Below are 25,639 nucleotides of genomic sequence, written 5' to 3'. Positions count from 1 at the left end.
CCATTGAATCAGATCAAGCAGCAGATGCAAACCGTAAAAGCGGCTATCCGACCCGCGTCGGACGTTGGGTTTCTTGAGGATTGCGCCAATCGATTCCGGACAACAGATAGCTCAACTGCGCCGGAGAGATCGTTACCGATTCACCGGCAACCGATGGCCAGATGAACCTTCCTCTCTCGAGTCTTTTGTAACTCAGTTGGAAATGCAAGCGGTTCATCAGTCCCGTTGCAGCTTGTGACGGTGAGCCATCCCTTTCATCCGTATTCCGGCCAGAGAGGTGCCTGCGTCGGGAGGCGTGGCAACCGAGCGGGCAAGCTGTTGCTGCTGCGCTTTGACGATGGCCGAATTTGCTCTGTTCCGCCGCAATGGACCGATGCAGCAGGCCCCAATCTCGAGGGGGTGGTGGGAGATGGGCGCGCACTGTGCAGTCTCGCCGATCTACTGGCTCTCAGCGGCCTTGTAGAGCGCCTCATGTTGCAAGGCAGGTGCATGACGCCGAAAGGCTGTAAAGTAAATTTTGCCGGAAATGTAAGCGAAATAACGCCGCAAAGCCCATGGACGCTTCGCTAAATGTTGCCTATTTGTAGATCTCAAATACACCATTAGGCGGCAGCGTGGTGCTTGACCATTTAGTCTTGTGCGGCATATTAATAGTTACGTTTATTGAGTCGACCTTGGAGAGCGACGCAGGTGTCGGACGGCGTCAAACACAAGCGATCGAAGGTCAGCGCTCTGGCCGCGGATGGGGTGCTCAATCCGGCTCCGGAGAAAGTCGGCGACCCGAAATTCCAGGAGAACGACTTCTTCGACCCGCGAGACATCGTGCAAGTGAAGTACGAAATGCTGCGGCGCGTATCGGTCGACAAAATGTCGGTAACGGAGGTGTCCGACGAATATGGCGTCTCTCGGCCAACTTTCTACCAGGCCAAAGCGGACTTCGAGGACGCGGGTCTGGCCGGTCTGGTGCCCAGGAAACGCGGACCGCGCGGGCCACACAAGATCCAAGGCGACGTACTGGCCTTCCTCAAGGCACAGGTGGAGCCCGGCGAACCCATTCGGGCGCGCGCACTGGCAAACCAGCTTCGGACCGAGTTCGGCCTCGATATCCATCCCAGAACAATCGAACGTGCGCTCGGCGTAAAAAAAACAGCGTGACCAATCGTGGCCCGGGACCGCATTGCACGATGTCGTCCAACGCCACCGAACAATACGAAATACTGCGCGCAGCCGCGCTCGGCGCCGTTTTGCCGCCGGAGGCGCGCAGCGGCCTTACCATCCTTCTACACCGCGGCATGTGGGCGTGGACGCGTGCGATTTTGCGTGAGCCTTGCCGGCGCCAACCCATTGCCGTGCCGCTGAGGGCTGGCCTGCCCATCGCGGACGAAACTTCCGAGCGACACACAATCATCCACTTGCTCGCCGCCATCGTGATGGCAACCCCTGAACGGAAAACAGCATGAACGAAAAGCTCAAGGTCCAATCGCATCATCTCGAGCGGAGCGCCTATCTCTACATCCGGCAGTCGTCGATGCGACAGGTCATGGAGAACGTCGAAAGCACCAAGCGTCAATACGATCTTCGCGGTCGCGCGATCGGACTTGGATGGCGCGACGACCAGATCATCGTCATCGACAGCGACCAGGGCGTATCCGGCGCATCTGCGTCATGGCGCGAAGGCTTCCAGCACTTGGTGTCCGATGTCGGCATGGGGCGCGCGGGGATCGTCATGGGGCTGGAGGTATCCCGCCTCGCCAGAAACAATGCAGACTGGCACCGACTGCTAGAGATATGCGCCTTGGCTGACACGCTTATCCTCGATGAAGACGGCGTGTACGACCCGGCCAACTTCAATGACCGCCTGTTGCTCGGGCTCAAGGGCACGATGAGCGAAGCTGAACTGCATGTTATCAAGGCCCGATTACGCGGCGGCATCCTCAACAAGGTGCGTCGTGGTGAATATCGTTGCCCTCTGCCGACCGGCTTTATCTATGATGAGATTGGCGATGTCGTTCTCGATCCGGACGCTCAGATCCGGGAGATGATCTCCCACTTCTTCGAGACGTTCTCGCGGGTCGGGTCGGCTACGCAGACCGTCAAGACGTTCACCAGGGAAGGTCTGCTCTTCCCCTCACGTCTGCGCAACGGCAAACAAGTGGTCTTCCAACAGCTGACCACATCGACCGCCATGCGCATGCTGCACAATCCTCGTTACGCGGGTGTCTATGCCTATGGCCAGCGCCTTTACCGCCGGACCGTCGATGGAAAGAAGCAGCTCCGCAAACGGGACCCCAAGGAATGGCTCGCCTGCATTCCGGACGCCCATCCCGGCTATATCAGCTGGGAGCAGTTCCAGCACAACCTCAAGGTACTCGAGGCCAATGGCCAAGGTTATCAAGCCGTTCGCGCTTCGCCACCGCGCGAAGGCGCGGCTTTACTACAAGGGCGTGTCATATGCGGGCGTTGCGGCAGTCATATGAGCGCCCGTTACGCGGCCCGACGCGGCCAGGTGGACACCTGGTATGTCTGTCACCGCGCTTACGCCTCTCGCGGCGAACCCCACTGTCAGTCGATCGCAGGCTGGCCTGTCGACGAAGCGGTCGGCGAATTGATCGCCGCCGAAATGACGCCTGCCGCCGTGGAGTTAGCATTGGAGATCCGAAAAGAGATCGAAGCGCGTCATGACGAAGCGGACAGACTCCGGCTCCGTGCCGTCGAACGCGCCCAGATCGATGCCGATCTTGCACAGCGGCGGTTCATGCTGGTTGATCCGAACAACCGCCTGGTTGCGGACACTCTTGAACGCGAATGGAACGAAAAACTGCGCGTGCTGGCTGATGTGCGAGAAGAAAGAGAACGTGCTCTGTGCGAAGATCGGGTGACGCTCGACGATGCGATCCGGGATCGATTGATCGCCATGACGGCCGACTTCAAAACAGTCTGGTGTGATCGGACCTTGCCGAACCGCGAACGCAAGCGGCTCCTTGCCTATCTCGTCGAAGACGTCACCTTGCTCAAGTTCCCGGCCGAGGGAGAGACCCGGATCCACATCCGCTTCAAAGGCGGAAAGACCGAAACATTGACCACTCAGAACCCAAAATCCTCCGCACAACAGGTAAAGACCCGGTCCGAGGTGGTCGAACTGGTCGACAAGCTTCTCGACGATCATATCTGCGCCGAAATCGCTGACATCCTGAATGACCGAGGGATCCGCCCCGGCGGCTCAGCACGCCGTGCTAAAGCCGACGCGAAGTTCACTGATTTGCGGGTCATCTATCTTGTTAAACAATATGGTCTGCGCTCTCGCTATGATCGGCTGCGCGAACGGGGGATGCTGACAAAAGCGGAGGCCTGCGCCAAACTCGGCATCACCGAAAGTACCCTGGTCAGATGGGCGAAATACGGCATCGTGAAAAGACATGCCTACAATGGCTATATCGGCCTCTATGAACCGCCAGGACCGCACGTTCCGGCCAAGCAATGCAGCCGATGGAATCAGCTTGCCCACCGCGCTGAGATCATTCGTCAGCTCAACTCATCAAAATGCACCGATCCCAAAGAAAGGGCTGTAGTATGAAGCCAATTAGTTGGTAAACAGGCATGCTCCCTGGCCATCGTGCCAAATGACCTTCAAAAGATCGCCGCGTTTGCCCCTGAAGCAGAAAAGACCGCCGCCCATGGCGTCGCGCTTGAGCACTTCCTGCACGCGCAGAGCCAGGCTCGGAAAGCCACACCGCATGTCGGTATGGCCCGTCGCCAGCCATACTCGCACGCCTGTCGGTATCGGGATCACCGTAGTGTCTCCAGCCCTCGCATGATCCGTAGCAAAACCGCGACATCGACGTTGCGATCCACGATCACGCGGCGGCCATTCGCGGTCACGACTTCCAGAGTGCCAGTCGCCGCCGGTGCCGCACGCTCCGTCGTGGACTGGACTTCCGACACAACCCGGGCCGGGACAAATCCACCTACCTGACAGCCGCCACCAAGCTGGCCGTCGCGATAGGCCTTGCGCCACGAAAACAGAAGCTGTTTCGAAAGCCCATGATGCCGTGCCGTCGCCGACACCAGCCGCGGACCCGAAAAACTTTCCTCGACAATCCGCAGCTTCTCGGCAGCCGACCAGCGCCGACGCCGACCAGTCTCCACAATTTCAAGGCGACGCACTTGGCGACTATCAGTAAGGATATCCATACCGACAGTCAGCTACAGACCGGATAAACTCGCAAGACGGCCGTCTTCGGACGAGTACGACTGAAGCGCTTCTGGCCCAGATTGCCGTCTCCAAATATGCGGACGGGCTGCCGCTTTACCGGCAGGAAGCGATCTACGCCCGCGATCGGGTCGAGCTGGACCGCTCGTTGATGGCGCAGTGGATGGGCAAGGTCGGCTTCGAATTGCAGCCGCTGGCCGACTATGTGCTGGAAAAGGTCAAGCAAGGCGAACGGATCTTCGCCGATGAGACGACCCTGCCAACGCTCGCTCCCGGATCCGGCAAGACGCAAAAGGCCTGGCTGTGGGCTTATGCCCGTGACGACCGGCCGTTTGGCGGCATCGGTCCACCGATGGTCGCTTATCGCTTCGAGGACAGCCGTGGCGGCGAATGCGTCGAGCGCCATCTGGCAGGCTTTGCTGGCATCCTCCAGGTCGATGGCTATGCCGCCTATAATCGGCTCGCCAGGTCGGCGGGCGCCAACGAGGGAGTGCGGCTTGCAGCGTGCTTTGCCCACGTCAGGAGACGGTTCTACGAGCTTCACGTCAACGAGAGCTCGCGCCTGGCGACACAGACCGTCACCACCATGGTCGAGCTGTGGGAGATCGAGACCGATATCCGCGGCCAGGATCCTGAGACGCGGCTGAATGCGCGCCAGCAAAGGTCCGCCCCCATCGTTGCGGCGCTGTTCGATCTGTGGGAGAAGGAGCTGCCGCGTCTGTCCGGCAAATCCAAGCTCGCCGAGGCGATCCGCTATGCCACATCCAGACGCGCCGCACTCGAGCGCTTTCTGAGCGACGGTCGTATCGAGATCGACTCCAATATCGTCGAGCGGACCATCAGACCCCAGGCAATCACAAGAAAAAATGCGCTCTTCGCGGGTAGCCATGGTGGCGGCCGCTCCTGGGCGACCATCGCTACGCTTCTGCAGACCGCCAAAATGAACGACGTCGATCCACTCGCCTGGCTCACGCAAACGCTCGAGCGCATCGCGAACCGGTGGCCGATCACTCAGATCGATGCCCTCATGCCGTGGAACTTCAGAGCCTGAACGGCTTCGGCTACACGCTTACGATGCTTGGAGCGAGGCCTCGCCTCGACTCCGCTACACCATCAATGTGAGGGACGACCGCCTCCCTTCCAAGCAAGCCGCGCGACGCGCGCCATCAACAGCGCCGTAGCTAGCGCGGCTTGCTTGGAAGGGAGACTGGGGCCCGTTACCCCATCTATAACGCGCAGGCGGCCGTCGATGGCAAAGCGCAGATCATCGTTGCACACGAACTGACGCCGAGCACCAGCGACCATGGCCAAGAACACGCTGACCTAGTTACGATCGGTTCTAATCCAATGCGTTTGAGACCGAAGAAATATACGGCGATATAGCCGAAGTTTTTCCAAAACGCGTCCTGGAACTGTCAAAACTCTTCGTATTGGAAGAATATCTCGACCAAAAACTAGCCAACAAAGAACAAGAGCGATCGAGAGAACAACAACCCCGGCGATCATAAGATAGAGGGTCGATCGTGGTAACCCCAAACACGCAGCCGCCATCGCGATCACCAGCAGACTGATCTCGACTAAGGCCAAACTAAAAATTGGTGGAACCGCTAAATCCAGACAGAGCACCAGCAGTGCAAAATTTCCCTCGCACAGTGCCGCCAAAGCAGTCCGAGGCACGGCGCGCATGATCATGCTCAGATGTCCTTGTTCCCACCGCTGTCGTTGAGTTTCTGCCGCCTCTACCGAGATTGGAAAAAAGCTTACTACGCTAGCCTGCGGGCAAAAGAGTGGTGGTTTCCCAGCTCTCGTAAACTCAAGGCCTAACTTCAGGTCCTCGACAATCGCGCTGCTAGCGACGCTCGCGGTTTGAATGATCTCCCACGGAAAAGCCATTCCGGTACCTGCGAGTTGGCAAGGCAAATTGAGTGCCTTGAGCCCTAACGGACGGACCCAATTTTTCACTCGCCACGCAAACTCGGCAAAGTCATAACGTTCGAGAAGCCCATCGGGCGCTTTCATCAAGTCAAGCGCCTGTATTGGGCGCGCGAAGGCACGACACTGAGACGCGAGCAGATCGATCGCTCCGTCGCCTAACCAGCAATCGGCATCGATAACAATCACAACTTCTGGAGGATCGTTACTCAAATATCCGATGCCATAGTCCAAGGCATAGCCTTTTCCTCGCTGTAAAATATCTTCACGCGCGATTGTCTCGGCTCCCAACGCAGCCGCAACAGAAAACGTATCGTCAGTACAGTTATCGGCCACCACCAGTAGCCGATCGCTTGGTCGAAGTTGGGATTTGATGCTCGTAAGTGTCGGCTCAAGACCGGTACTTTCATTATGAGCCGGGACCAAGACAGCAACTTGAGGACGACGAGCCGAACGATTCTCCCACGAGTTCGGCTTACGCGCCCAAAGGACAGCTGCAAGCACCTCGACAAAAAAAACCGTGGCCGCGGTGGTCGCAAACAATGCAACTGTCAGTAAAATATAATGCCCGGCAATCCACATCGGCACGCTACCCTTTTCTACTCTCCAAGCCCTTTGAACGAATCTACTGCGACGCCTGCCCCTTGCAGTCTTCGAATGACGCCAGCAACACCATTGTGGCTCATTCTGTGAAGGTGGTGGTTCAAATCCCTTTGGCACATCTAAACTGGACCGGATCAAAATGTCGTTAACATATTTAAGGCGGGATTGCGACGGTATTTTTTAGACCTACCTTGCGTCGAGGCGGATTCAACTGCTGACTCAACCCGACGATCAAGCCCGATATTGCCGCAAAAAAGTATTGATACAAGTAAGTTACAAAAATCCACTCAAACAAGGAATGGATGTAAATGACGGAAAGCGACACTCCAAGCCCAAGTAACAAATCTCCCTCTAAACGATTGCGCGCCCTCCATCCCGACACAAACGCGAGCACTAGGGGACGAAGTATCAACCCTAGAAACGTGACAAGTCCAAGCCAGCCAGTTTCGGCGGTTACCAAAAAATACACATTGTGAACGTTGGCGCTCAAGCTACTTGGGGTAGGAATGACCCCTGCCCTCTCGTTGTATCCGTGGACATTTGCAAAAACGGTGTAATGATTGGCCCCGACACCAAATGGGTTCTCTGCGACAATAGCTGAAGCCGCGCGTTCGAAGGCGGCCCGTTCGTCGTATTCAGTCTCAGGGTGAAGAGTGAATCTCGTTTCCATCGACAACATGGCGATGGGCGCTAAGACAATCAGCGCAAGGACTGCCAAAAGTGCCAATAGACCTTTGCGATTGGTCCAGATTCGGAGCGACGAGATCGAGAACACAATTGCGAAACCCAATCCCTCTAGACCGAGCGCGGCGCGTGAGACCGTCAACAAAGTGACCACCACACCGGCCACAGGCGCTACGACCGGCTCCCAACCGTTCGCCCCTGCCAATAACAAGGCGACAAATGGAAAGACTATCAGGTTGGTCAACATGCCAACTCCATTTTGGTGACCGATCGTACCGACTGCTTGGAGCTCACCAAGAACCAGCCTCTGAAACATCATCAAACATGCTTCGAAGCAAATGCCGATGAGCATACCCCTTAGCAACGAGGGAGCGACACGCCCGTCAACGGCGCTTGCTTTTGCGACGACTGAAAAAAAAAGGAAAACCCTCGCGAGCTGAAACGGATAAAATAATGCTGCTTCCGGAACAAGAGCTTGCGATGCGGAGACAAAAACCGCAACCAAGTAAACCAACATCGAAACTTTAAAGGGCAGCGGGCTCGACGATCTAGGTAGGCTCAACAGTATTGCGAGCGACGCAATATCGATGCCCGTAACCTCAAGCCCTTTCACGTACCCCGGCCAATCCGCCCACGATAGAGGCGCCAAGTACAAATGGAACGGACCAACGGCGAACGGCAGTATGCCTACCGCGATCCAAATCGTAGGCACGATCTGGGGATTGCCACGGAGCCACGCGGAGATCGGGAAAGTCGCAATCAAACAAAAGAAGATGACCGCCCACTTCACAGAAGAGTCCTGCCGTTCATCATGCGATCCGTTTGAGCTGCCGAGGTCAACGACACCGCGCGATTGCTATTTGTGCGACACTCGAAATCCGAATACTCCAACCATCTTCCCCAAGGAGTGAAGAACCAAGGCCAAAGAGTATCTCCACTGCAGGCTTTGCCCCCGAAGTAAACGTTCCACTGGTCGCGCGACTGCCTTTCTTAGGGAATTCGCAGCATGCAAAAACATTCGAAAGGACGAGATGCCAGTTCGAACGCTAGTTACGTACGAACTATTGCCATGCCAAAAGTGCACTCGAAGCTGATAGGCGAGAGTTGCTCTTTCTGCTGGCTCGTTCTCGTAAACTGCCGCGCGCTCAGAGTAATAAATTCTTAATCCACTTGAATTAGCGGCGCGGTAAAAGACCATGTCCTCTCCGCCTATAACTCCAAGAGAGGGTTGAAACCGAAGGGTCGGATTGTTCGTGAGCCATTGACTTGAGATCATGGAGTTGAACGTCGATGCGCTCGAAAGACAGGCACAATCAGGCGACTTTTCGAGTCCCAACTCGAGGAAAGGTTCATCTTCCAACCATTTAGGTGAACCGGGTGGAACTCGCCGCTTCATTGGCCCCGTCACTGCATCGCCGTTCGTTCGAGCTTGAACATCCAACAACGCTTCGAGCCATTCCGTGATCGGCTCGCAATCGTCATCGGTCATTACGGTCCAGTCAGCTATTTGGCTCGCAGTGTTGATCGCCAAGTTACGCGCCACCGAAATGTTCCGTTTCCCCGAATGAAGATACCTAATCCCGAGCTCAAAACGGCCGTCGAATCTCTCTACGATCGACCGAGCGTTCCCATCCGGAGAGTCATCAACGACTACAACGCCAACTTTTGCTTTGGTCCCAAGATGGCGAGCATTGGCAACTATGGCTGCCAAAAGCGTGTTCAACGGCTCATTGCGGTTGTACGTGCAGACAGCAACAGCCACCGAATTATGAGGAAAGGCGTCATTCATCTAGTTGAGTTGCCATTCTGTGGCGCGTGCAGCAAGGCTTGGACACCAGCCAGCTCGCACATCGAGGTTATGCAATCGCTTCTATCCAAGGCTTTAGCGAGTTGCTGATTCCATCCGTGACCAACGCGGTCTTGTCAGACGCTGGAGCCCAACCGAGCTCATGTCGAGCGCGAGAGCAATCGAAAACCGCAAGTTGCCTCCGCGAGTTCCAGTCGAAGTAACTGGGGATACGACTACTATCGTGGTGCCCCACCGCCAATTTGATCAACCACTTCGCGAAATCCGCAATAAAAAAACGCCATGTCGGAGTATAGTACGCACGGATTTTTATTCCGGCAAGCCTCTGTAGCTCATCCAAATATTCGCGCGCAGATAGTAGTGGGACGTCTGTCAGGTTGTAAGTTCGACCCTCGATACCCGGAACCTCGATAGAGCGGACAAGCGCTTTTGCAACGTCGCCGACTAGAACGAAGGGTAGCTTGTTGTTCCCGTCTCCCCATACCTGACAAACATTCCCGGAGCCCCACATTCCTACCCCCCAATGGAAGGGGGTACCTCCTTTCCCCAGCACAATTCCCGGTCGTAAAATGACGACGGGAAGACCAGCTTCCCGATGCATCTGCATCAAAACGTCCTCTGCCATCGCCTTAGCGCGAGCGTAGTAATTTCGACGTCCGACGTCACCAAAGGATGTGGCTTCTGTAATGGTAGCGCCGGCTTTTCCGGCATAATATGAATCGATCGTCCCCGTATAAATTAGGCGCTTTACACCCATCCGCAGGCACGTCCTTGCGACTAGTTCTGTGGGATCCACGTCGTATTTGACATAATCCGCCCAGGTTTTAACGTCAGCACGCGCCAAATGATAAACGAACTCGACTTTCTCCATTGCAGCGATGAGATCTTTCTCATCGGATATGTCCCCGCGAACGATTTCCAAACTGCTGCCTTGCATTTGCTCCAACTGCGGAGCGTGCCCCCGGACCATCGCGCGAACGCGATAGCCTGCCGCAATCAGAGAATCTACAAGTTCTGTGCCGATGAAGCCCTTGGCTCCAAGAACAAGAACCGTAGGTTGGATGATCGACCTGGCGCCGCTGCGTTTCGGCGCTTCTAACGACACCTGGACACAGCTAGCGGCAATCACTTGGCGGCAGAGATCGATTACCGTTCGGCCGGACTCTCCGTTAATTCGCTTATCAAGCGCTTCGCTATCTCTCAGGCCTTTGTAAAAGGCTGCCACACTATCGATGATAGTTGTTTGATACGGATTTCCGCGCCGTCCAATTTTGATTTTTGACAGCACATAATCGAACATTGTTCGTGTTGCTTGATACGAGATCCTTCGAGCCATCACAATGCTCCGGAGAAAACGATCCAAGTCAACGCCAAACGTCGTGTTTTGATCAATCACACAGATATTAGCGTCCAGATCAACGAATCCTGTACCAAATTGCCCGCAAACTTTAATCGTCTTACAGGGAAACGTCGGCCCAAAGTTCATGGCGATAGCTATGGATGTCGATCCACGCGTCATCTGAACGCGCCATCGGCGAAGCACGCCCCGTCCTCCTGGAAGCTGTACGGCTCGGTCAGCCACCGCTGTAAGGGCATCGGGTCTACCAACAAGATCCGTCACGATCGAGAAGACGTGAGGCCCGATTTCGAGCGCAAGGTTTTCGGGAGATCGAAGCATCCAAGAGCCGAACGGCCCAAAACGTATCTGTCCAACCTCTTGGAAAAAATCCAAACTGATGTTAACCAGAGGACCGAGGTCTCCCGAGTGCACAGAACGCCTCAAATTTTGGTAGGCTGAAGCGAAAAGCATATTGTGGTTCACCGCAACAAGACAATTGTTTTCTTTGGCCGTTTGCAGCAGATCGTCGGCTTCCTCCAACGAGACACACATCGGCTTTTCCAGGAAGACGTGGACACCGGTCTTCAGTGCATCACACGCCATTGAATGGTGAAAATCTGGCGGGACGAGAACATGCAGGGCATCCAGCTTCTGCGACTCCAACATGATAGCCAGAGAGTTGTAGGCGGAGCGAATTCCCCACTTTTGAGCAAACGCCTCTGCGCTGACGAGCCTCTGATCGCAAACTGCTACCAGCTCAACACCCGCAAGCTTCTGGACGGCATTGGCGTGAAAATCCGCAATATAGCCGGTACCAACGATACCAACTCGCACGGTTCCTGGGCCGGCTCCTGTCTTTTGATCGGCTGTGAAGTTCAAATTGCAACTCGTCCTTTCTTTGGGGGTGTCAAACATTCATTTTCTTTGGGTGTCACATACTCAAACAGCAGTAGCGAGAAAAGCAACGTAGAGGTTATCATTTTTGCACTCTTGGCGGCATAATAAAGCCAGGGTTGCTCTAACGGACTGCACAACCGCAAGATATTCTAGTACCCGGAACCAAAGCTGAGTGATATGTCGGCCTTCGAGACGCCCGTTGGGATGCCGACTTGTCTTGCTTTGGGAAGCATTCTGACGGCTCGTACCTTTGCATAATACAACCCCAGTACCCGGAATCAGAGCTGAGTGATACGGCGGCCTTTGAAACGGCGTTGACGGACCTTTTTCTTGGTCCAGACGAAGAGCTCGGCTCTATCGTTGTATGCGTTAACGTAGCCATCGATGTGTTCCTGAAGCTGCTTGAGGCTGGTGAAGGAGGTGCCGCTGAGCGACTGCCCCTGCAAGATCGAGAACCATACTTCGACCTGATTGAGCCAGGACGCGCTTGTCGGCGTGAAATGAAATTGCACGTTGGGATGGGCCTTGAGCCAGTCCTCGTTCTTTTTATGGGTGTTGAGATTGTCGAGGATGACGCGAAGCTGGCGGCCCGGATAAGCCTTGGTGACGCTGTTCATGAAGTCGAGAAATTCGACGCGGCGACGGCGTTTCGAATGCGCTGCGATGATCTTTCCGGTGGCGACTTCGAGCGCTGCAAATAGTGTCGTCGTGCCGTGCCGCTTGTAGTCGTGGCTCTGGCCGGTCAAGGCGCGGCCATTGGGCAACTTCAGATAACCCTGCGCTCGCTCCAAAGCCTGGATCGAGGGCTTCTCGTCCACGCACAGCACGATGGCCTTCTCGGGCGGCGCGACATAGAGGCCAACGACATCGGCGGCTTTGGCCGTAAAGTTCGGATCGTTGCTTTCGCACCAGGACTTGCGAGCCACAAGGTCGATCTTGTGGCTGCGCAGGAAACGCCAGACATATTGGACATCGACATCGCCCAGCGCCTCGGCCAGCAGGGGGCCGGTCCAGCGCGCAAACCCCTGCGGCGGCGGCTTGTCCAGCAGCTTCAGAATCCGCTTGTCGGTGGTCTTCGTATAGATCGGCTGCTTGCCCGGCCGCGGCTTGTCTTGCAGCCCTTCAAGGCCATGGTCGGCATAGCGATGCCGCCAAAGGCTGACAATCCGCGGCTGGACTCCAACTTCCTTGACGATCGAGCGGGTGCTACGCCCGTCCGCCGCCAACAGAACAATCCGTGCCCGCTTCAAATCACGCTGCAATGTCACCGGATAACGGCAACAGGCCTCAAGCACCTTGCGATCTTTCTTCGAAAGCTGGACTTCTCTTGCTTCGGGTATCATCCAGATGTTGAATCACGACTCACGCTCTAAGAAAAAAGAGGGTACTAGTTACCCTACCATAAACCGTGCTTCGCCGACCACGACCCGAAAGTCCTGTAAATCGGTCGGCCAAAATCACTTGACGAAAGTGTTACTACTCACCTTGCTAAGTATTCATGTCTCGCATCCGCCAGCAGTCATGACGATCTTAACCTCGCTTGTTTACCGAAACTCGAAATTCACAATCAAACGTTGTTAGCAAACATGGAAACAGCCCAATTTTGGATTTATTCCATCGTATTTGGATCCTGGCTGATCGCAGCTCTTGTCATTCTCGTTCGTATTAATCGTCGAACTCGATAAATCCGCCCCGCATCGACCGCTCTGGGGGACGCAAATGGACTGCAGATTGCTTTTTGCCTTCAGCTGAACTGTTCGAATCGTCGCCACCGAACGCGCGGTCCTGCTTAACCGCGAAGAAGAATGATCGAGAAAAGGAGGATACATTCTGTGAATGGAAAGAACGAAGATTGTAAGCTTTGCACGCTCGTAAAGCCGATGGAGCTATCCGCTTGACCGTTGTCTCGTGTTATTTTTTTGCGGGTGATTTTCTCGATGTCATGCACCGTTTTCAGCGCGGCGAACAGCAGATCTATCAAACACATAATGAAGTTGCTCGCCTAGTCCGCGACCTATTGGAAGAGCGACACGAAGTGAATCTGTATAGTTTCGTTACAGCAAAGGCTACCGACGACCGGCCCGCGAAAGGTCTGAGAGTTGTCAATCTCGGCGCGGCAAATTATTCGACACCTTCCCTACTCAAAGCCGCTGTTGAAGAAGATAGAGCTGAATGCATTATCGCGCACTTTCCTAATCAGGAATTATTGCAGTCAGTGGTTGCGTCGAACCGGCGCGCCATTGCCGTTCTAGCGAACAGTTACAACAAACGAGGAATAAAATCTCTACTAGAACGTCGAAAGATCGTCAAACTTCTGAACGATGATCAATTTGAATTTGTTTCCAACCATTGTCTTCCGGCAACCGAGCACCTAGCCCAAATCGGAGTTGAACGATCCAAGCTTATCGCTTGGGATATTAGCCACCCGTTCGCGCCGACATCTTGCGAACCCAAGGTGCTTAAGGCTAGCTCACAGTTCGAACTCGTGTATGTAGGCTCAATTACTGAAGCGAAAGGCGTATCTGATCTAATTCATGCCGTCTCACTGCTGAGACGCCGCAACATTGAGATTCATTGCGCGCTCGCCGGACTTGGTGACATCGAGGCAATGCGGATTCTGTCTAGAAAGTTGGGCGTCGCTGACTCGTTCTCTTTTTTCGGTCTTATCGGCAATGACGAGGTTTTCCGAATAATGAGGAGTGCCGATCTGGTAGTTGTTCCCAGCCGAACACATTACACTGAAGGTTTTCCGCTCGTCATGTTTGAAGCTCTTTCATCCCGGACGCCTATTGTGTGCAGCGACCACCCAATGTTTCGTTCTGTGATGATAGATGGTGAAAACGCTAGCGTTTTCCCAGCTGGAAATAGCGCGGCTTTCGCAGCGGCAATCGCGACGACGCTATCCGACCCAGCACTGTATGCTCGATTGTCAGCGGCCGCCCCCCGTACGTGGAAGGCACTTGAGGGGCCGGCTGATTGGAGGACCATGCTGCGATCCTGGGTGAATGAGGGTATTTCGTCGCCTTGGTTGCGCAGTCATATGCTCGCGCCCAGATTGTAGTCTCGATGGAATACTTATTGCAGCAACGAATTGCTAAAGGACAGTCCAAGACCGATGGAACACCGCAGCCATTCGAAGGCAAACGTGACCCCAATCAAAGCTAGCGTCAAACCAGCGTCCTGTTTCGCGAAGGAAAGTTCCTCACGAAGCATGCCAATGAGCGAAGGGATATAGCGTGCAAGATCGGCGACTGCCATCACAATGACTGCTCCAGTCATGCCGTAAGATGCAAATCCGCTTGGAAGCGCGATCAATATGTAAACTAGCTTAGCAGCATTTGACGCGGCAGCATACGCTGGCCTGCCAATTCCTAGGAGGACCGATTCATTAAGTGAACTAACAATCGAAAACCACGTGCCGAGGATCAAAAACGGAAGCATCCAACCGACCGCTTGATAACGCTGGTCATATATAAGGCTAACGACTAAGTCGGCAGTCGCCGCAAAGAAACCAAGTCCGCCTACGACCAACGATAGAAAGCCGAGGCGCGCTGGCCCCAATCCGCTTCGTACCTCGCGCCGCGGCAGGCCCGAAAATGAAGCGACAGTTGGAAAGACGACGTAGTTTCCAATTCTTACAATGAGCGCGCCGAACGGTTCCGACAAGGCTCGTGCGATACCGTACATCCCGAGAAGCGCCAGGGGCGCAACCTTGCCCAAATAAAGCCTGTCAAAGCTAATCGAGAAAAAGTAAACGGTAGACGAAAGGAATATCCATTTACCGAAATTAAGAATCTCCTTTGCATACTTCTTCGAAATGTAAAACCTATGTCGAATTGACGATTGTAGGAAATAACTGCCTATCATGCGAGCGATGCCGCCCACGAGGCCAGCAAGGATAACAGCCCAAACGGTGGGGCTAACGATGGCAAAAACGATGAAAATGGCCGAGCTGAAGGATTCAATCGTCAGTTCAAACACGTTTATCTTTGCAAAATCGAGCTCCTTCTGAACAAGGGCTCGTCCTACAGAGACAAATCCACCAATCGCCAGGTAAAGCCCCGCGATGGGAAGAAGCATTCTGAGAATTGGCGCTCCAAATATCCCGGCTAACGGATAGCCGATTGCGGCGCAAACAATACACAGCACGAGGCCCCGAACGATCTGTAGTGACCAAGCAGTGTTGTAGAATTTGGATTTGCCTGCCTCCTTATTATGGACGATGTTCGTCTCTATTCCAACATCGGAAATCAGATCAATGCCGGTCTTCACGCTATTTACGATCGCCATTAGCCCGAAGATTTCGGGTACTAGAAGCCGGGTAAGCGCCAGATTTGTTAAAACACGAAGGAATTGAGTGGTACCGTATGCGGCAATGGTCCAACCTGCGCCTTTCAGAAGTGCTAAACGCGACAGTCTCATATGGTCATAAACTTTTGCGCCGGGCGTTCGCTTGGTCCGCGAAGCCTTAAGGGACCAGAATATCTATATCTACACAAGCGAAACCGCCAAGAAGAACATGAGAATACTTTTTGCGTTACCAGGGCTACATCTCTTCAATCGAGGAGCGGAGGTGGCCTTCATTTCCGTCGCAAGAGAGCTCGCCAAATTGGGCGAGAACGTCACTTTGATCGGGTCGGGATTGGCTCATAAGGCTGCACCATATAGATTTTTGCACGCCAGAAGCATCTCCCGAGAATTCTTTGAATCGTTTCCTTTCGTGCCTGGTTTACGAAATGAATTTTCCTATGAAGATCTCACATTTCTTCCTGGCTTATTGCAGCGTTATCGACCCGCCCAATACGACGTGACCCTCACATGCAGCTTTCCCTTCACCAGCCTAGGATTGCGACGCCCTCCTCTTTCCGGATTTAGGCCAGCCCACGTGTTTGTGACCCAAAACGGAGACTGGCCGGCGTACGCTCGCAACTCGGAAAACCGGTTGTTCAGCTGCGATGGACTGATCTGCACCAACCCTGACTATTATGAAAGAAATCGAGCTCGATGGCGTTGCAGCTTAATCCCCAACGGCGTTGATTGTGATCGCTTCAAGCCCGGACCAAGCCAGAGAGAGAAATTAGGGCTGCCGCCTCAGCGATTAGTCATCTTGATGGTCAGTGCTTTGGATCCCACCAAACGTGTACAACAGGGAATCGAGGCGGTAAGTAAGATTCCGGACGCCCATATGGTTGTCGCCGGTGACGGACCGCTGCGTGATGAAATCGATCGCTTAGCGTCGAAACTATTGCCAAACCGATTTACACGACTGAAACTCGCGCCCGATAACATGCCTATGTTATATCAATCGAGCGACATTTTTTTGCATCTGTCGCAGATTGAATTGTTTGGAAACGTTTTCCTAGAAGCGATGGCATGTGGACTTCCTATCATTGGGTTTGATTCTTCAAGAACGCGCTGGATCGTTGGCGACTCCGAACACCTCATTAGGGAAGACGATCCTGCGCTGATTGCCGCGCAAATCGGCGTTGCGAGAATAGAGACGAAGGACAAGCGACTTTTGCGTACCGAGCGAGCAGCCAAATTCGCTTGGAATAAAGTGGCCGAGCAATACCAGCACTTCTTAAGGGAAGTATCAGCTAGATCCGATAGGGATCAACGCAAACCATCAAGTCGTTCTGCCTCCGATCACTCGAGCAATGGTCCGAGATCATCTGCATAATCGGTGTCGTCCTCCCAAGTTGACGGCCACCTTGATATCTGACGCCTTCAGACGCCCGATGATCTGCGTCTCCGACGCGTGCTTGTTAAGCAAGATCACAGCCTACGACACTACGCTTCTGGAGCCTCACTTGTCCATTTTATCAATCTGACGCCAGATTATGACTCCAATGATAAAAACGATTAGTGAACACCCGATCGCAAGGTACGGCAGCCAGTGAATGCCCGCCATCTTTAATTCCAAAGGTTGATCTCGTTGAACCACTGACTATTAACATCTACAAGGCTGTCAGCAAAGGATGGAAACTAAAGCGTAGCCCTGTGCTTCCGGCACCTGCCGTTTTCGGATGGCAGCCATCGCACATTGTTTTTCTTCAACTCGCACTTTCTCAGGAAGTGGTATCAGCAAGAGCCACTTTTTCATTTTAAGGCGTTAGATATTAACTCAGCGCCAGCGTTCAGCGCATTGCGCGGAGGAAAAGGTGAGCCTGCGTCAGATTTCTATTGGACTCTTGGCCCATAATGAAGCCATTCGCCTCAAGGCGACAGCGGAAACGCTGTTTCAACAGGACATCTTTCAGAAGTTCAATATCGAGTTAGTGATCGTCGCGAACGGTTGCACGGACAGTACGGTCGCTGTGGCTCAGCAGCTACTTTCTGATTATAGCGGCGTCTGGTCTCAAACCGGATCGGCACGAGTTGAAGAGCTTACCGTCGCCGGGAAGGCTAATGCTTGGAACACCTTCGTGCATAAGCTTAGCTCGGACCAAGCCCGCATTTTGTTCCTCATGGATGCTGACATAAAAATCTTGCAGCGGGATACCATGTCGTCGATGGTCACAACGCTGGATCGAAGTTCGGAGGCAGTCGTTTGTGTTGATCGTCCCATTAAGGACATTGAGCTTCTTTCAAGACGCACCCTGCTCCAACGTCTTTTGATTGCTGCTATGCCAAATTTATCAGCAAGCGATGTCCCTCTATGTGGCCAGCTCTATTGTGCTTACAGCGTAAATTTGCGGCCCATTTGGCTCCCGAAGGCTATCACGGGAGAGGACGGGTTTCTGCGCGCTCTACTGCTCACAGACGGCTTCACGCACCCCGAGAACCCAAGCCGGATCGTGCTCGACACGAAAGCGGCTCATATCTTTGAGTCGGTACAGACAGCTTATGAGCTCTTTAAGCATGAAAAATGGATCGTCTCTAGCTCAATCGTTAATATGATTCTTTTTGAAAGGTTCTGGAAGGAAGCTAGTTCGGGCCTGAGCGCGATGACGCTGATGGAAATGTGGACGCGACTGGATTCCGAATGGCTACCAAAATATATTGCGGAGCAGGTGCACCAAAGAGGCTGGCGTTTGTTACCAGCCAGCTGGTGGGGCCGTCGCTGGTTACGACTCAAAGGATTGTCGTTCGCAGGGAAGCTGCGCCTGTTGCCAGTATCCGCGCTGGCTTCATTAGCGGACGCGGCTGTTTTCGTAGCTGCAATCCGAGATGTTCGAAAAGGACGCGCATTCAGGTACTGGGGACGAACCTAAAGCCGCCGCACCCATGGTGGTTCAGACGGCTGGCCTCCGAGTCGGATGAGCCACCTAACTCCCGGTAAGGAAAGAACGAAAATACTCCGTCGTCGGCTTCAATCCGTCGCGCAACGGAACGCTCGGCTCCCAATTTAGTTGGGCACTGGCAAGAGAAATATCGTAAGCGTGTAGGTCATCCCACGTAGCGGATGATGTTCGATTGTCAGAGAATCTCCTGGTGATTTGTCCCAGGAGTTCATGAGAGCGAACATATGTCTGATACCAAGAATTTCGAAGTTATCACAGCGGCGGCCGAGCGGCTTTCGGTGAGTCCCGGGCGGAGCTACCGCACCTGGTCGCGGGAGGAGAAGGATCGCATCGTCGGGGAAACGTTTGCGCCGGGGGCGAACGTGTCGGCGATAGCGCGCTGTCATGGGATCGATCCATCGCAGTTGTTTGCGTGGCGACGCAAGGCGCTGGCCTCGGGAATGGTGGCGCCGCTCTCTGGGGCGCGAGACCGATCGGTTAAGTTCGCGCGCTTTGAGACCATGGCGGGGGAGATGGTGGAAATCGTCATCGGCGATGTCGTGGTGCGCGTTGGTGGAGATGTGGAGGCGGGGCGGCTTGCTGCTGTGATCCGGGCGGTTCGGCAGGCATGATCCCGGCGGGTGTTCAGGTTTACGTGGCCAGCACGCCGGTCGACTTCCGCAAGGGAGCCACGGGTTTGATGGCGCTGGTTCGAGATGGTGGGGCCGACCCCTTCAGCGGAGCACTGTACGTGTTCCGTTCGAAAAGGGCGGATCGGATCAAGGCGGTTTGGTGGGACGGCAGCGGGGTATGCCTGTTTGCCAAGACTCTCGAGGAGTCAAAGTTCTGCTGGCCGAGGATTGCGCCGACCCGGGTGCAGCTGAACCATGCGCAGTTGCTCGCGCTGATTGACGGGCTGGACTGGACGAAGGTGCGTCCGGTGGTTGTGAAGCGCCCAGAAACGGTAGGCTGACAAGCTGCGGCGAATTGAATCAGGGTGCTGAAAAGTTTGGAAGAGTGGCGGCGACTCTGCTGTGATGGCGACGATGACGACGCCCGTTACAGAGCTCCCGACGACGCTTGCCGAAGCCCACGCGCTGATCGTCGCCTTGGCGGAAGAGCGGGCGGCGATCGAGGCCGAGAACAGCCGCATTGCCGCTGCAAACACCGATCTTACGGCGATCAACAAGGCCGCCGATGCGCGGATCGTGGAGCTGACGGCGATCGTCAAAATGCTGGAGCGCACGCTTTACGGCACGCGCTCGGAACGCTTGCGCAGCGACAAGCTGAGCACGGAGCAGATCGCCTTCGTGTTCGAGGAGATTGAGACCGGCGTGTCGGCGGTTGAAGCCGAACTGGCCAAGGCTGGCGGCAAGGACATGCCGAAACGCGTGCCGCGGCCGCGCAAGGAGTTCGGGGCGCATCTGGAGCGGGTGGAGATCGTCATCGAGCCGGAGGTTCCTGCCGGGTGCGAGGGGCTGGAGAAGGTGCTGATCGGCGAGGACGTGTCGAAGCGGCTGGATGTGACGCCGGCGAAGTTCCGCGTGATCGTCACGCGCCGCCCGAAATACGCCTATCGCAACCGCGACGGCGTGGTACAGGCGCCAGCGCCTGCCCATTTGATCGAGAGCGGCCTTCCGACTGAAGCGCTTCTGGCCCAGATTGCCGTCTCCAAATATGCGGACGGGCTGCCGCTTTACCGGCAGGAAGCGATCTACGCCCGCGATCGGGTCGAGCTGGACCGCTCGTTGATGGCGCAGTGGATGGGCAAGGTCGGCTTCGAATTGCAGCCGCTGGCCGACTATGTGCTGGAAAAGGTCAAGCAAGGCGAACGGATCTTCGCCGATGAGACGACCCTGCCAACGCTCGCTCCCGGATCCGGCAAGACGCAAAAGGCCTGGCTGTGGGCTTATGCCCGTGACGACCGGCCGTTTGGCGGCATCGGTCCACCGATGGTCGCTTATCGCTTCGAGGACAGCCGTGGCGGCGAATGCGTCGAGCGCCATCTGGCAGGCTTTGCTGGCATCCTCCAGGTCGATGGCTATGCCGCCTATAATCGGCTCGCCAGGTCGGCGGGCGCCAACGAGGGAGTGCGGCTTGCAGCGTGCTTTGCCCACGTCAGGAGACGGTTCTACGAGCTTCACGTCAACGAGAGCTCGCGCCTGGCGACACAGACCGTCACCACCATGGTCGAGCTGTGGGAGATCGAGGCCGATATCCGCGGCCAGGATCCTGAGACGCGGCTGAATGCGCGCCAGCAAAGGTCCGCCCCCATCGTTGCGGCGCTGTTCGATCTGTGGGAGAAGGAGCTGCCGCGTCTGTCCGGCAAATCCAAGCTCGCCGAGGCGATCCGCTATGCCACATCCAGACGCGCCGCACTCGAGCGCTTTCTGAGCGACGGTCGTATCGAGATCGACTCCAATATCGTCGAGCGGACCATCAGACCCCAGGCAATCACAAGAAAAAATGCGCTCTTCGCGGGTAGCCATGGTGGCGGCCGCTCCTGGGCGACCATCGCTACGCTTCTGCAGACCGCCAAAATGAACGACGTCGATCCACTCGCCTGGCTCACGCAAACGCTCGAGCGCATCGCGAACCGGTGGCCGATCACTCAGATCGATGCCCTCATGCCGTGGAACTTCAGAGCCTGAACGGCTTCGGCTACACGCTTACGAAATATCAGGCCGGCGCTGCCGAGGATCGTCTTCGGGGAGAGGCTGTAGCACGATCGAAGAAGAAGATTCTGTCTCGGCGAGCACGAGCTCGGCCAGTTCTTGCATCGTAAACTCGTCGGGATTTCCGAGATTAACTGGGCCAGGGAAGTCGGCGGGGCTAGCCATCAGGCGCACTAATCCATCAATTAAGTCATCGACATAGCAGAACGACCTAGTTTGATACCCGTCCCCATAAAGAGCTAGAGGCTCACCCTTCAGCGCCTGAACAATGAAGTTCGAGACCACTCTTCCATCGGAGGGATGCATACGTGGTCCATACGTATTGAAAATTCGGGCGACCTTGATTTCGAGCCCATGTTGACGGTGGTAATCGAAAAACAGCGTCTCGGCACAGCGCTTACCTTCATCATATCAAGAGCGCACTCCCGTCGGATTAACGTTACCCCAATAGTCTTCAGTTTGCGGATGAATGGCGGGGTCACCGTAAACTTCGCTGGTGGACGCCTGCAGTATCCTACATTTTAGCCGCTTAGCTAGACCTAGCATATTGATTGCCCCGTGCACCGATGTTTTCGTCGTTTGCACGGGATCATGTTGATAATGAATCGGAGAGGCCGGGCACGCCAAGTTGTAGATTTCATCGACTCCAATATAAAGGGGAAACGTAACATCGTGTCGGATGAACTCAAAACGAGGATTATCGTGCAGATGTTCGATATTTCGTTTCATGCCTGTAAAAAGATTGTCCACGCAGACTACTTCGTCTCCAGCTAGAAGGAGGCGGTCGATCAGATGAGAGCCCAGAAAACCGGCTCCGCCCGTAACCAAAACTCGCTTTCGAGTGCTATATCGGCGCAGTTTCTGAACAACCATGTTCTCTACCCAACCATCACATTCTTTCGGCAACACGGAAGTTCGGTCGCTCGTTCCAACACCGTAACCACCATTGGTAAATTTTCAAGCTTGTCGCCCGCAGCTTCGTCTCTCTACAATGAGAGGTGAAGGGTTGTGGGCACACCCCCAAAGGTTGCCAACGTGGGCCGCCGTCGAGCCGATCGCTCTATGTTATTTATTTAAGCATACCGGGAGGACGCCTCGGAACAAATAGCAACACCACCGTTTCCTAACGGAACGAGCCCGCATGTCGCGGGCACTGCACGAACTGAAATAGAACTCGTCAACTTGGCCTGCGATACATCGGGCCACAAGCACCAAAACCTACGTAAACCTGTCCATAAGTATTCGCATCACCCTCAATACAGTGGCAGAGGTCCGTCTGAAACTTGCGCGGAAAGTCCGAGATGCGGCCGATCAAGTTCCATGTGATCAGGTTGCTAGCCCAATCCGCAGCCGTCGAGTTTGCCTGATAAACGCCAAGCGGACCATTGCCTACGTACCCATAAATAAACACGCTAGGATAATCGTTCCCAGGCTTTGTCTTGCCAAATCCGACATCCCAAGTTTGACCAACTAAATTGGGTCCCCTCCCGACAGTAACCCAACCTGACATGCCGCGGCCATCCGCACCTCCACTGCGATTGAAATACAACGCCGAGCTATTCTGCGGCCCAGCCGTATAGAACAAGTGACCAGTGGTATCGGTTATCCCGTTGAACGGTACTGATCTTAGTTTCGAGTTCGCCCCTGACAACGGCAGCGGAGTAGAACGCATTCGCTCAATAGTGAACAAATCGTTTGGGAAACTCAGCCGATAAACACCACCACCAGCATTAGTGGGATTACTGTTGGCATAATAGAACGTGTTACTCGCCTTGCGATCGGCGCATACCATTCGCTGATTGAGGTAATATGCGAAAGCATTGCCTGTGCAGATATAGACGAATACGGTGCCACTTTGATTTGATTTCCAGATGCAATCGTTAACGGTGAAATCCGTATCATTCAAAACGGTAATTCTGCTGGTACGGGCACCGATGTCAGCGATGGTGGTTGCAGAACCATTTGGAATAATATCCACGTCCCGTAATCCTTGGGTGGATGCGCACGTGCAGACAACGCAACCCATCGTCGCGCCCTTGTCGCTCGCGGTAGCAGCCCGAGTCCCCGTGATAGTTACAGGAAAAGCTGCATTCGCCGCTCGCCCTCCCCACCTGCTCAGGGTTTCCTCCGCCCAGGGGCTCGCACCGGCGTCTTTTGTGTAAACTAGCGGCCCATTATTTCCCAGAGCGGCGACCAAATGGTTCGCGTCGGAGACAGCGATACCTCCGCCGGCGTGCACCATCTTTGGATAATACGGGAAGTTTGCGAACTGTCTCCATGTTGCTCCACCGTCTGTCGACATAGCGGAATTATTTCGTGTAGCTGTACCCCACGTGTCGAGAAGAGCCAATCGAGTTGGCTCAGCTGATGCCCAATCAACATCCCATCCCATATGAATGTCGTTCGTACTCCCCTGCAACGGCGCATAGGTGGTCGGGTATTCTTCCGGATCATCAACAACAAACGCTGCCCGATCCCAACTTGCGACTACTACTTTGCTGCCCGCGATCCAAGGAGAGCAGATCTTGTTCGTTACTATCTGCTGTATTCCTGCTGTGGCAGACCTGTAGAAAGCGTCTCCGGACCTACTAGTCGTGTACCATTGCCCGATGCCGTCGTTGACCCAGAGTTTATTCTCAGCCACATTATCGTACATTGCCTGACCCACTCCGATATAGTGGGCCGCAGACGAATTGGCTGACATCCAAAATACATCGCCGCTAGTTGATTTGCGGCTTAGTGATGTGCCTACAAAGGTAGTCCCCCAGTCAGACGACCATTTCACGTTACCGTTCCAGCGGACCGCGGCCAGCTTCCCTGAGCTGGCCGGATTCGGTGCAACCCACACAACGCTATTATTTGCGCCGGCACCGAACGGATCAATTTTCGCGGACCATTTTCCAAATCGATAAACGTAGAAGCCCGAATAATCCCTCGGGACGCGATAGACTGTCCCGTCATGCCGATCGATCGTCATGGAATAGTAATCCGTGGTTTGGGGACCAGAAACGGTCGCCCAAGTCAGGCCACCATCAGTTGACCTGTAAACATCGTTTCCCGACGAACAAACCCAAATGATTTTCAGCCTAGGCACGCCTGCGTGCCCAAAGATCATCGCCGTCGTAACGCCGCTAGCGCGATCAAAGCACCACCCGCCCACGCTGGCATTCCCGGGCGGAGAGGCAGCGGGAATACTCATCACGATATGGAATGTCATTCCGCCATCAAATGTAACGATAGGCTGATGAACCACACCAGACACAGCTTCAAAGCCAACATAACAAACATCAGCATTCAAAGGGTCGATCGCCATCTTCGGGCCAATTGACGGCCAGTTGCTCTCATTATTACTATCTTGAAACGGTACATTTGGAAACTCTTTACACTGTACCCACGTTGGCGTGGATGAGGTCAGGTTAGAGCATCTAAAGAACCATGATCTACCTCGGCCTGGATTGCCATAGATCATGTAGGCTATATCTTTATTGTTGGGCGCAACCTCGATCGCATAACAGTAATAACCATAGTGATACTGCTCAGGTTTAGAAGGCAGCGTAAATCCGTCCGGCATCGTATCGAGACCGATAAGCTCCTCCCAAAGCTGGGTCATTGTGTTCAGGCGAAATGCACCTGCCGTATCGGTGTTGACGATTGTCGAGATGCCATCGTCCGATTGGCTGATACCGATTAACTGGCCTCCTCCACCTATTTTTAAATCACGCCAGGAAGACGCCTCTCCCGCCTCGCATATAAAGAAACTCTCCCCTACACCGTTAGTGGCAAGAAGAGCGGTAATGGAAACTCTAAGAAACCTTCGACGGTTCAGTTTGCTGTTCAACGCCTTGTTCCATTAAGTTCACGTGCAGTCGGTCATGCGCTATTTCCAGCTCAACAGCTTTGTTCAATTGTCAAACTCAATCCGACGCGGTTTATCCTAGTACCCGGAATCGAAGCTGAGTGATACGTCGGCCTTTGAGACGCCCGTCGGGATGCAGACTTGTCTTGCTTTGGGAAGCATCCTGACGACTCATGTTCCATCAATAGTAGGTACTAGCATTTGAGCGCGGCAAATTCCTTCCCGTATTCAACACGCCAGTAACCTCCTCCAAATAGTTGAACCGTAGTAGCTGGCTCCCGCCAGTCAACGGTAGCCGTTGGCCGCGCCGCCAGCCAGGGCCTGCGGGATAATCGAGATCGAGATGGGTGGAGCGCGCATCCGAGTCGAGCCGGGCGTGGAGCCGGCGACGCTCTCGATGGTGCTGTCGGTGC

The 25,639-nt window shown here is 54.7% G+C and carries 20 protein-coding genes and 2 pseudogenes; 11 read left to right on the top strand and 11 right to left on the bottom strand.

The window, feature by feature from the left end:
* Positions 1 to 43: 43 nt before the first annotated feature.
* Positions 44 to 217, bottom strand: a complete 174-nt coding sequence (gene tnpB, locus ACP2YO_RS19960) for an IS66 family insertion sequence element accessory protein TnpB (protein ID WP_426437454.1) — start codon at positions 215 to 217, stop codon at positions 44 to 46.
* Positions 218 to 234: 17 nt separating this feature from the next.
* On the opposite strand from tnpB (ACP2YO_RS19960), the gene ACP2YO_RS19955 reads away from it, so the two are divergent.
* The 4 genes from ACP2YO_RS19955 (at position 235) to ACP2YO_RS19940 (ending at position 3,574) form a co-directional block, all read left to right on the top strand.
* Positions 235 to 570 carry a DUF5372 family protein gene (locus tag ACP2YO_RS19955; protein WP_426443209.1) on the top strand — a complete coding sequence of 112 codons (336 nt, stop codon included), beginning with the start codon at positions 235 to 237 and terminating at the stop codon, positions 568 to 570.
* Between the two features lie 120 nt (positions 571 to 690).
* Entirely contained in the window at positions 691 to 1,155 is a 465-nt protein-coding gene (locus ACP2YO_RS19950) for a helix-turn-helix domain-containing protein (protein WP_426437455.1), read from the top strand.
* A 29-nt stretch (positions 1,156 to 1,184) separates the two neighbouring features.
* A complete protein-coding gene (locus tag ACP2YO_RS19945) occupies positions 1,185 to 1,460 on the top strand; it encodes a hypothetical protein (RefSeq protein ID WP_038388924.1) in 276 nt (91 codons plus the stop codon).
* Positions 1,457 to 3,574 (top strand): recombinase family protein, encoded by a 2,118-nt coding sequence (locus tag ACP2YO_RS19940; protein WP_426440433.1) that lies wholly within the window; start codon positions 1,457 to 1,459, stop codon positions 3,572 to 3,574. The genes ACP2YO_RS19945 and ACP2YO_RS19940 overlap by 4 nt, the downstream gene beginning before the upstream one ends.
* A gap of 6 nt (positions 3,575 to 3,580) precedes the next feature.
* Here ACP2YO_RS19940 and tnpB (ACP2YO_RS19935) read toward each other — a convergent pair whose 3' ends face one another.
* Both tnpB (ACP2YO_RS19935) and tnpA read right to left on the bottom strand, forming a co-directional pair.
* Positions 3,581 to 3,790 (bottom strand): IS66 family insertion sequence element accessory protein TnpB, encoded by a 210-nt coding sequence (gene tnpB, locus ACP2YO_RS19935; protein ID WP_426437457.1) that lies wholly within the window; start codon positions 3,788 to 3,790, stop codon positions 3,581 to 3,583.
* The gene (tnpA, locus tag ACP2YO_RS19930) at positions 3,787 to 4,191 is read right to left on the bottom strand and encodes an IS66-like element accessory protein TnpA (RefSeq protein WP_426437458.1); all 405 of its coding nucleotides are present in this window, start codon (positions 4,189 to 4,191) and stop codon (positions 3,787 to 3,789) included. The genes tnpB (ACP2YO_RS19935) and tnpA overlap by 4 nt, the downstream gene beginning before the upstream one ends.
* A gap of 59 nt (positions 4,192 to 4,250) precedes the next feature.
* Between tnpA and tnpC (ACP2YO_RS19925) the strand changes: the two are divergent.
* A pseudogene (gene tnpC, locus ACP2YO_RS19925) lies at positions 4,251 to 5,261 on the top strand (IS66 family transposase); the annotation flags it as partial.
* 272 nt (positions 5,262 to 5,533) lie between these two features.
* On the opposite strand, the gene ACP2YO_RS19920 reads toward tnpC (ACP2YO_RS19925), so the two are convergent.
* The 5 genes from ACP2YO_RS19920 to ACP2YO_RS19900 form a co-directional block, all read right to left on the bottom strand.
* Entirely contained in the window at positions 5,534 to 6,724 is a 1,191-nt protein-coding gene (locus ACP2YO_RS19920; RefSeq protein WP_426443261.1) for a glycosyltransferase family 2 protein, read from the bottom strand.
* 175 nt (positions 6,725 to 6,899) lie between these two features.
* On the bottom strand, positions 6,900 to 8,219 hold the full coding sequence (locus tag ACP2YO_RS19915; protein ID WP_426442347.1) for an O-antigen ligase family protein: 1,320 nt from the start codon (positions 8,217 to 8,219) through the stop codon (positions 6,900 to 6,902).
* Positions 8,220 to 8,285: 66 nt separating this feature from the next.
* On the bottom strand, positions 8,286 to 9,218 hold the full coding sequence (locus tag ACP2YO_RS19910; protein WP_426442346.1) for a glycosyltransferase family 2 protein: 933 nt from the start codon (positions 9,216 to 9,218) through the stop codon (positions 8,286 to 8,288).
* Between the two features lie 67 nt (positions 9,219 to 9,285).
* Entirely contained in the window at positions 9,286 to 11,490 is a 2,205-nt protein-coding gene (locus ACP2YO_RS19905) for an NAD-dependent epimerase/dehydratase family protein (protein WP_426442345.1), read from the bottom strand.
* 260 nt (positions 11,491 to 11,750) lie between these two features.
* Positions 11,751 to 12,815, bottom strand: coding sequence for an IS630 family transposase (locus ACP2YO_RS19900; RefSeq protein WP_426442344.1), 1,065 nt, complete (start codon positions 12,813 to 12,815; stop codon positions 11,751 to 11,753).
* A gap of 551 nt (positions 12,816 to 13,366) precedes the next feature.
* Here ACP2YO_RS19900 and ACP2YO_RS19895 point away from each other — a divergent pair.
* Positions 13,367 to 14,533, top strand: a complete 1,167-nt coding sequence (locus ACP2YO_RS19895; protein ID WP_426442343.1) for a glycosyltransferase family 4 protein — start codon at positions 13,367 to 13,369, stop codon at positions 14,531 to 14,533.
* A 14-nt stretch (positions 14,534 to 14,547) separates the two neighbouring features.
* On the opposite strand, the gene ACP2YO_RS19890 is transcribed toward ACP2YO_RS19895, so the two are convergent.
* Positions 14,548 to 15,894 carry an oligosaccharide flippase family protein gene (locus tag ACP2YO_RS19890; RefSeq protein WP_426442342.1) on the bottom strand — a complete coding sequence of 449 codons (1,347 nt, stop codon included), beginning with the start codon at positions 15,892 to 15,894 and terminating at the stop codon, positions 14,548 to 14,550.
* A 31-nt stretch (positions 15,895 to 15,925) separates the two neighbouring features.
* Here ACP2YO_RS19890 and ACP2YO_RS19885 point away from each other — a divergent pair, with 31 nt between their 5' ends.
* From ACP2YO_RS19885 to tnpC (ACP2YO_RS19865), 5 genes are all read left to right on the top strand, one after another.
* Positions 15,926 to 17,152: a glycosyltransferase family 4 protein gene (locus tag ACP2YO_RS19885; RefSeq protein ID WP_426442341.1), complete on the top strand. Its 1,227-nt coding sequence runs from the start codon at positions 15,926 to 15,928 to the stop codon at positions 17,150 to 17,152.
* 481 nt (positions 17,153 to 17,633) lie between these two features.
* Positions 17,634 to 18,686, top strand: a complete 1,053-nt coding sequence (locus ACP2YO_RS19880) for a glycosyltransferase family 2 protein (RefSeq protein WP_426442340.1) — start codon at positions 17,634 to 17,636, stop codon at positions 18,684 to 18,686.
* Positions 18,687 to 18,940: 254 nt separating this feature from the next.
* A complete protein-coding gene (locus ACP2YO_RS19875) occupies positions 18,941 to 19,327 on the top strand; it encodes a transposase (RefSeq protein ID WP_426435284.1) in 387 nt (128 codons plus the stop codon).
* On the top strand, positions 19,324 to 19,668 hold the full coding sequence (gene tnpB / locus ACP2YO_RS19870; RefSeq protein WP_426433797.1) for an IS66 family insertion sequence element accessory protein TnpB: 345 nt from the start codon (positions 19,324 to 19,326) through the stop codon (positions 19,666 to 19,668). Before ACP2YO_RS19875 ends, tnpB (ACP2YO_RS19870) begins: the two co-directional genes overlap by 4 nt.
* A 73-nt stretch (positions 19,669 to 19,741) precedes the next feature.
* The gene (gene tnpC / locus ACP2YO_RS19865) at positions 19,742 to 21,346 is read left to right on the top strand and encodes an IS66 family transposase (RefSeq protein WP_426443212.1); all 1,605 of its coding nucleotides are present in this window, start codon (positions 19,742 to 19,744) and stop codon (positions 21,344 to 21,346) included.
* Between the two features lie 21 nt (positions 21,347 to 21,367).
* On the opposite strand, the pseudogene ACP2YO_RS19860 reads toward tnpC (ACP2YO_RS19865), so the two are convergent.
* Positions 21,368 to 22,243: pseudogene (locus ACP2YO_RS19860) on the bottom strand (UDP-glucuronic acid decarboxylase family protein); the annotation flags it as partial.
* A 304-nt stretch (positions 22,244 to 22,547) separates the two neighbouring features.
* Positions 22,548 to 25,208, bottom strand: coding sequence for a hypothetical protein (locus tag ACP2YO_RS19855; RefSeq protein ID WP_426442339.1), 2,661 nt, complete (start codon positions 25,206 to 25,208; stop codon positions 22,548 to 22,550).
* Between the last annotated feature and the right edge of the window lie 431 nt (positions 25,209 to 25,639).

The organism is Bradyrhizobium genosp. P (assembly GCF_049949265.1).
Taxonomy (GTDB): Bacteria; Pseudomonadota; Alphaproteobacteria; order Rhizobiales; family Xanthobacteraceae; genus Bradyrhizobium.
Note: the sequence above shows the minus strand (reverse complement) of the source record. Positions and strands in the feature narration are given on the sequence as shown.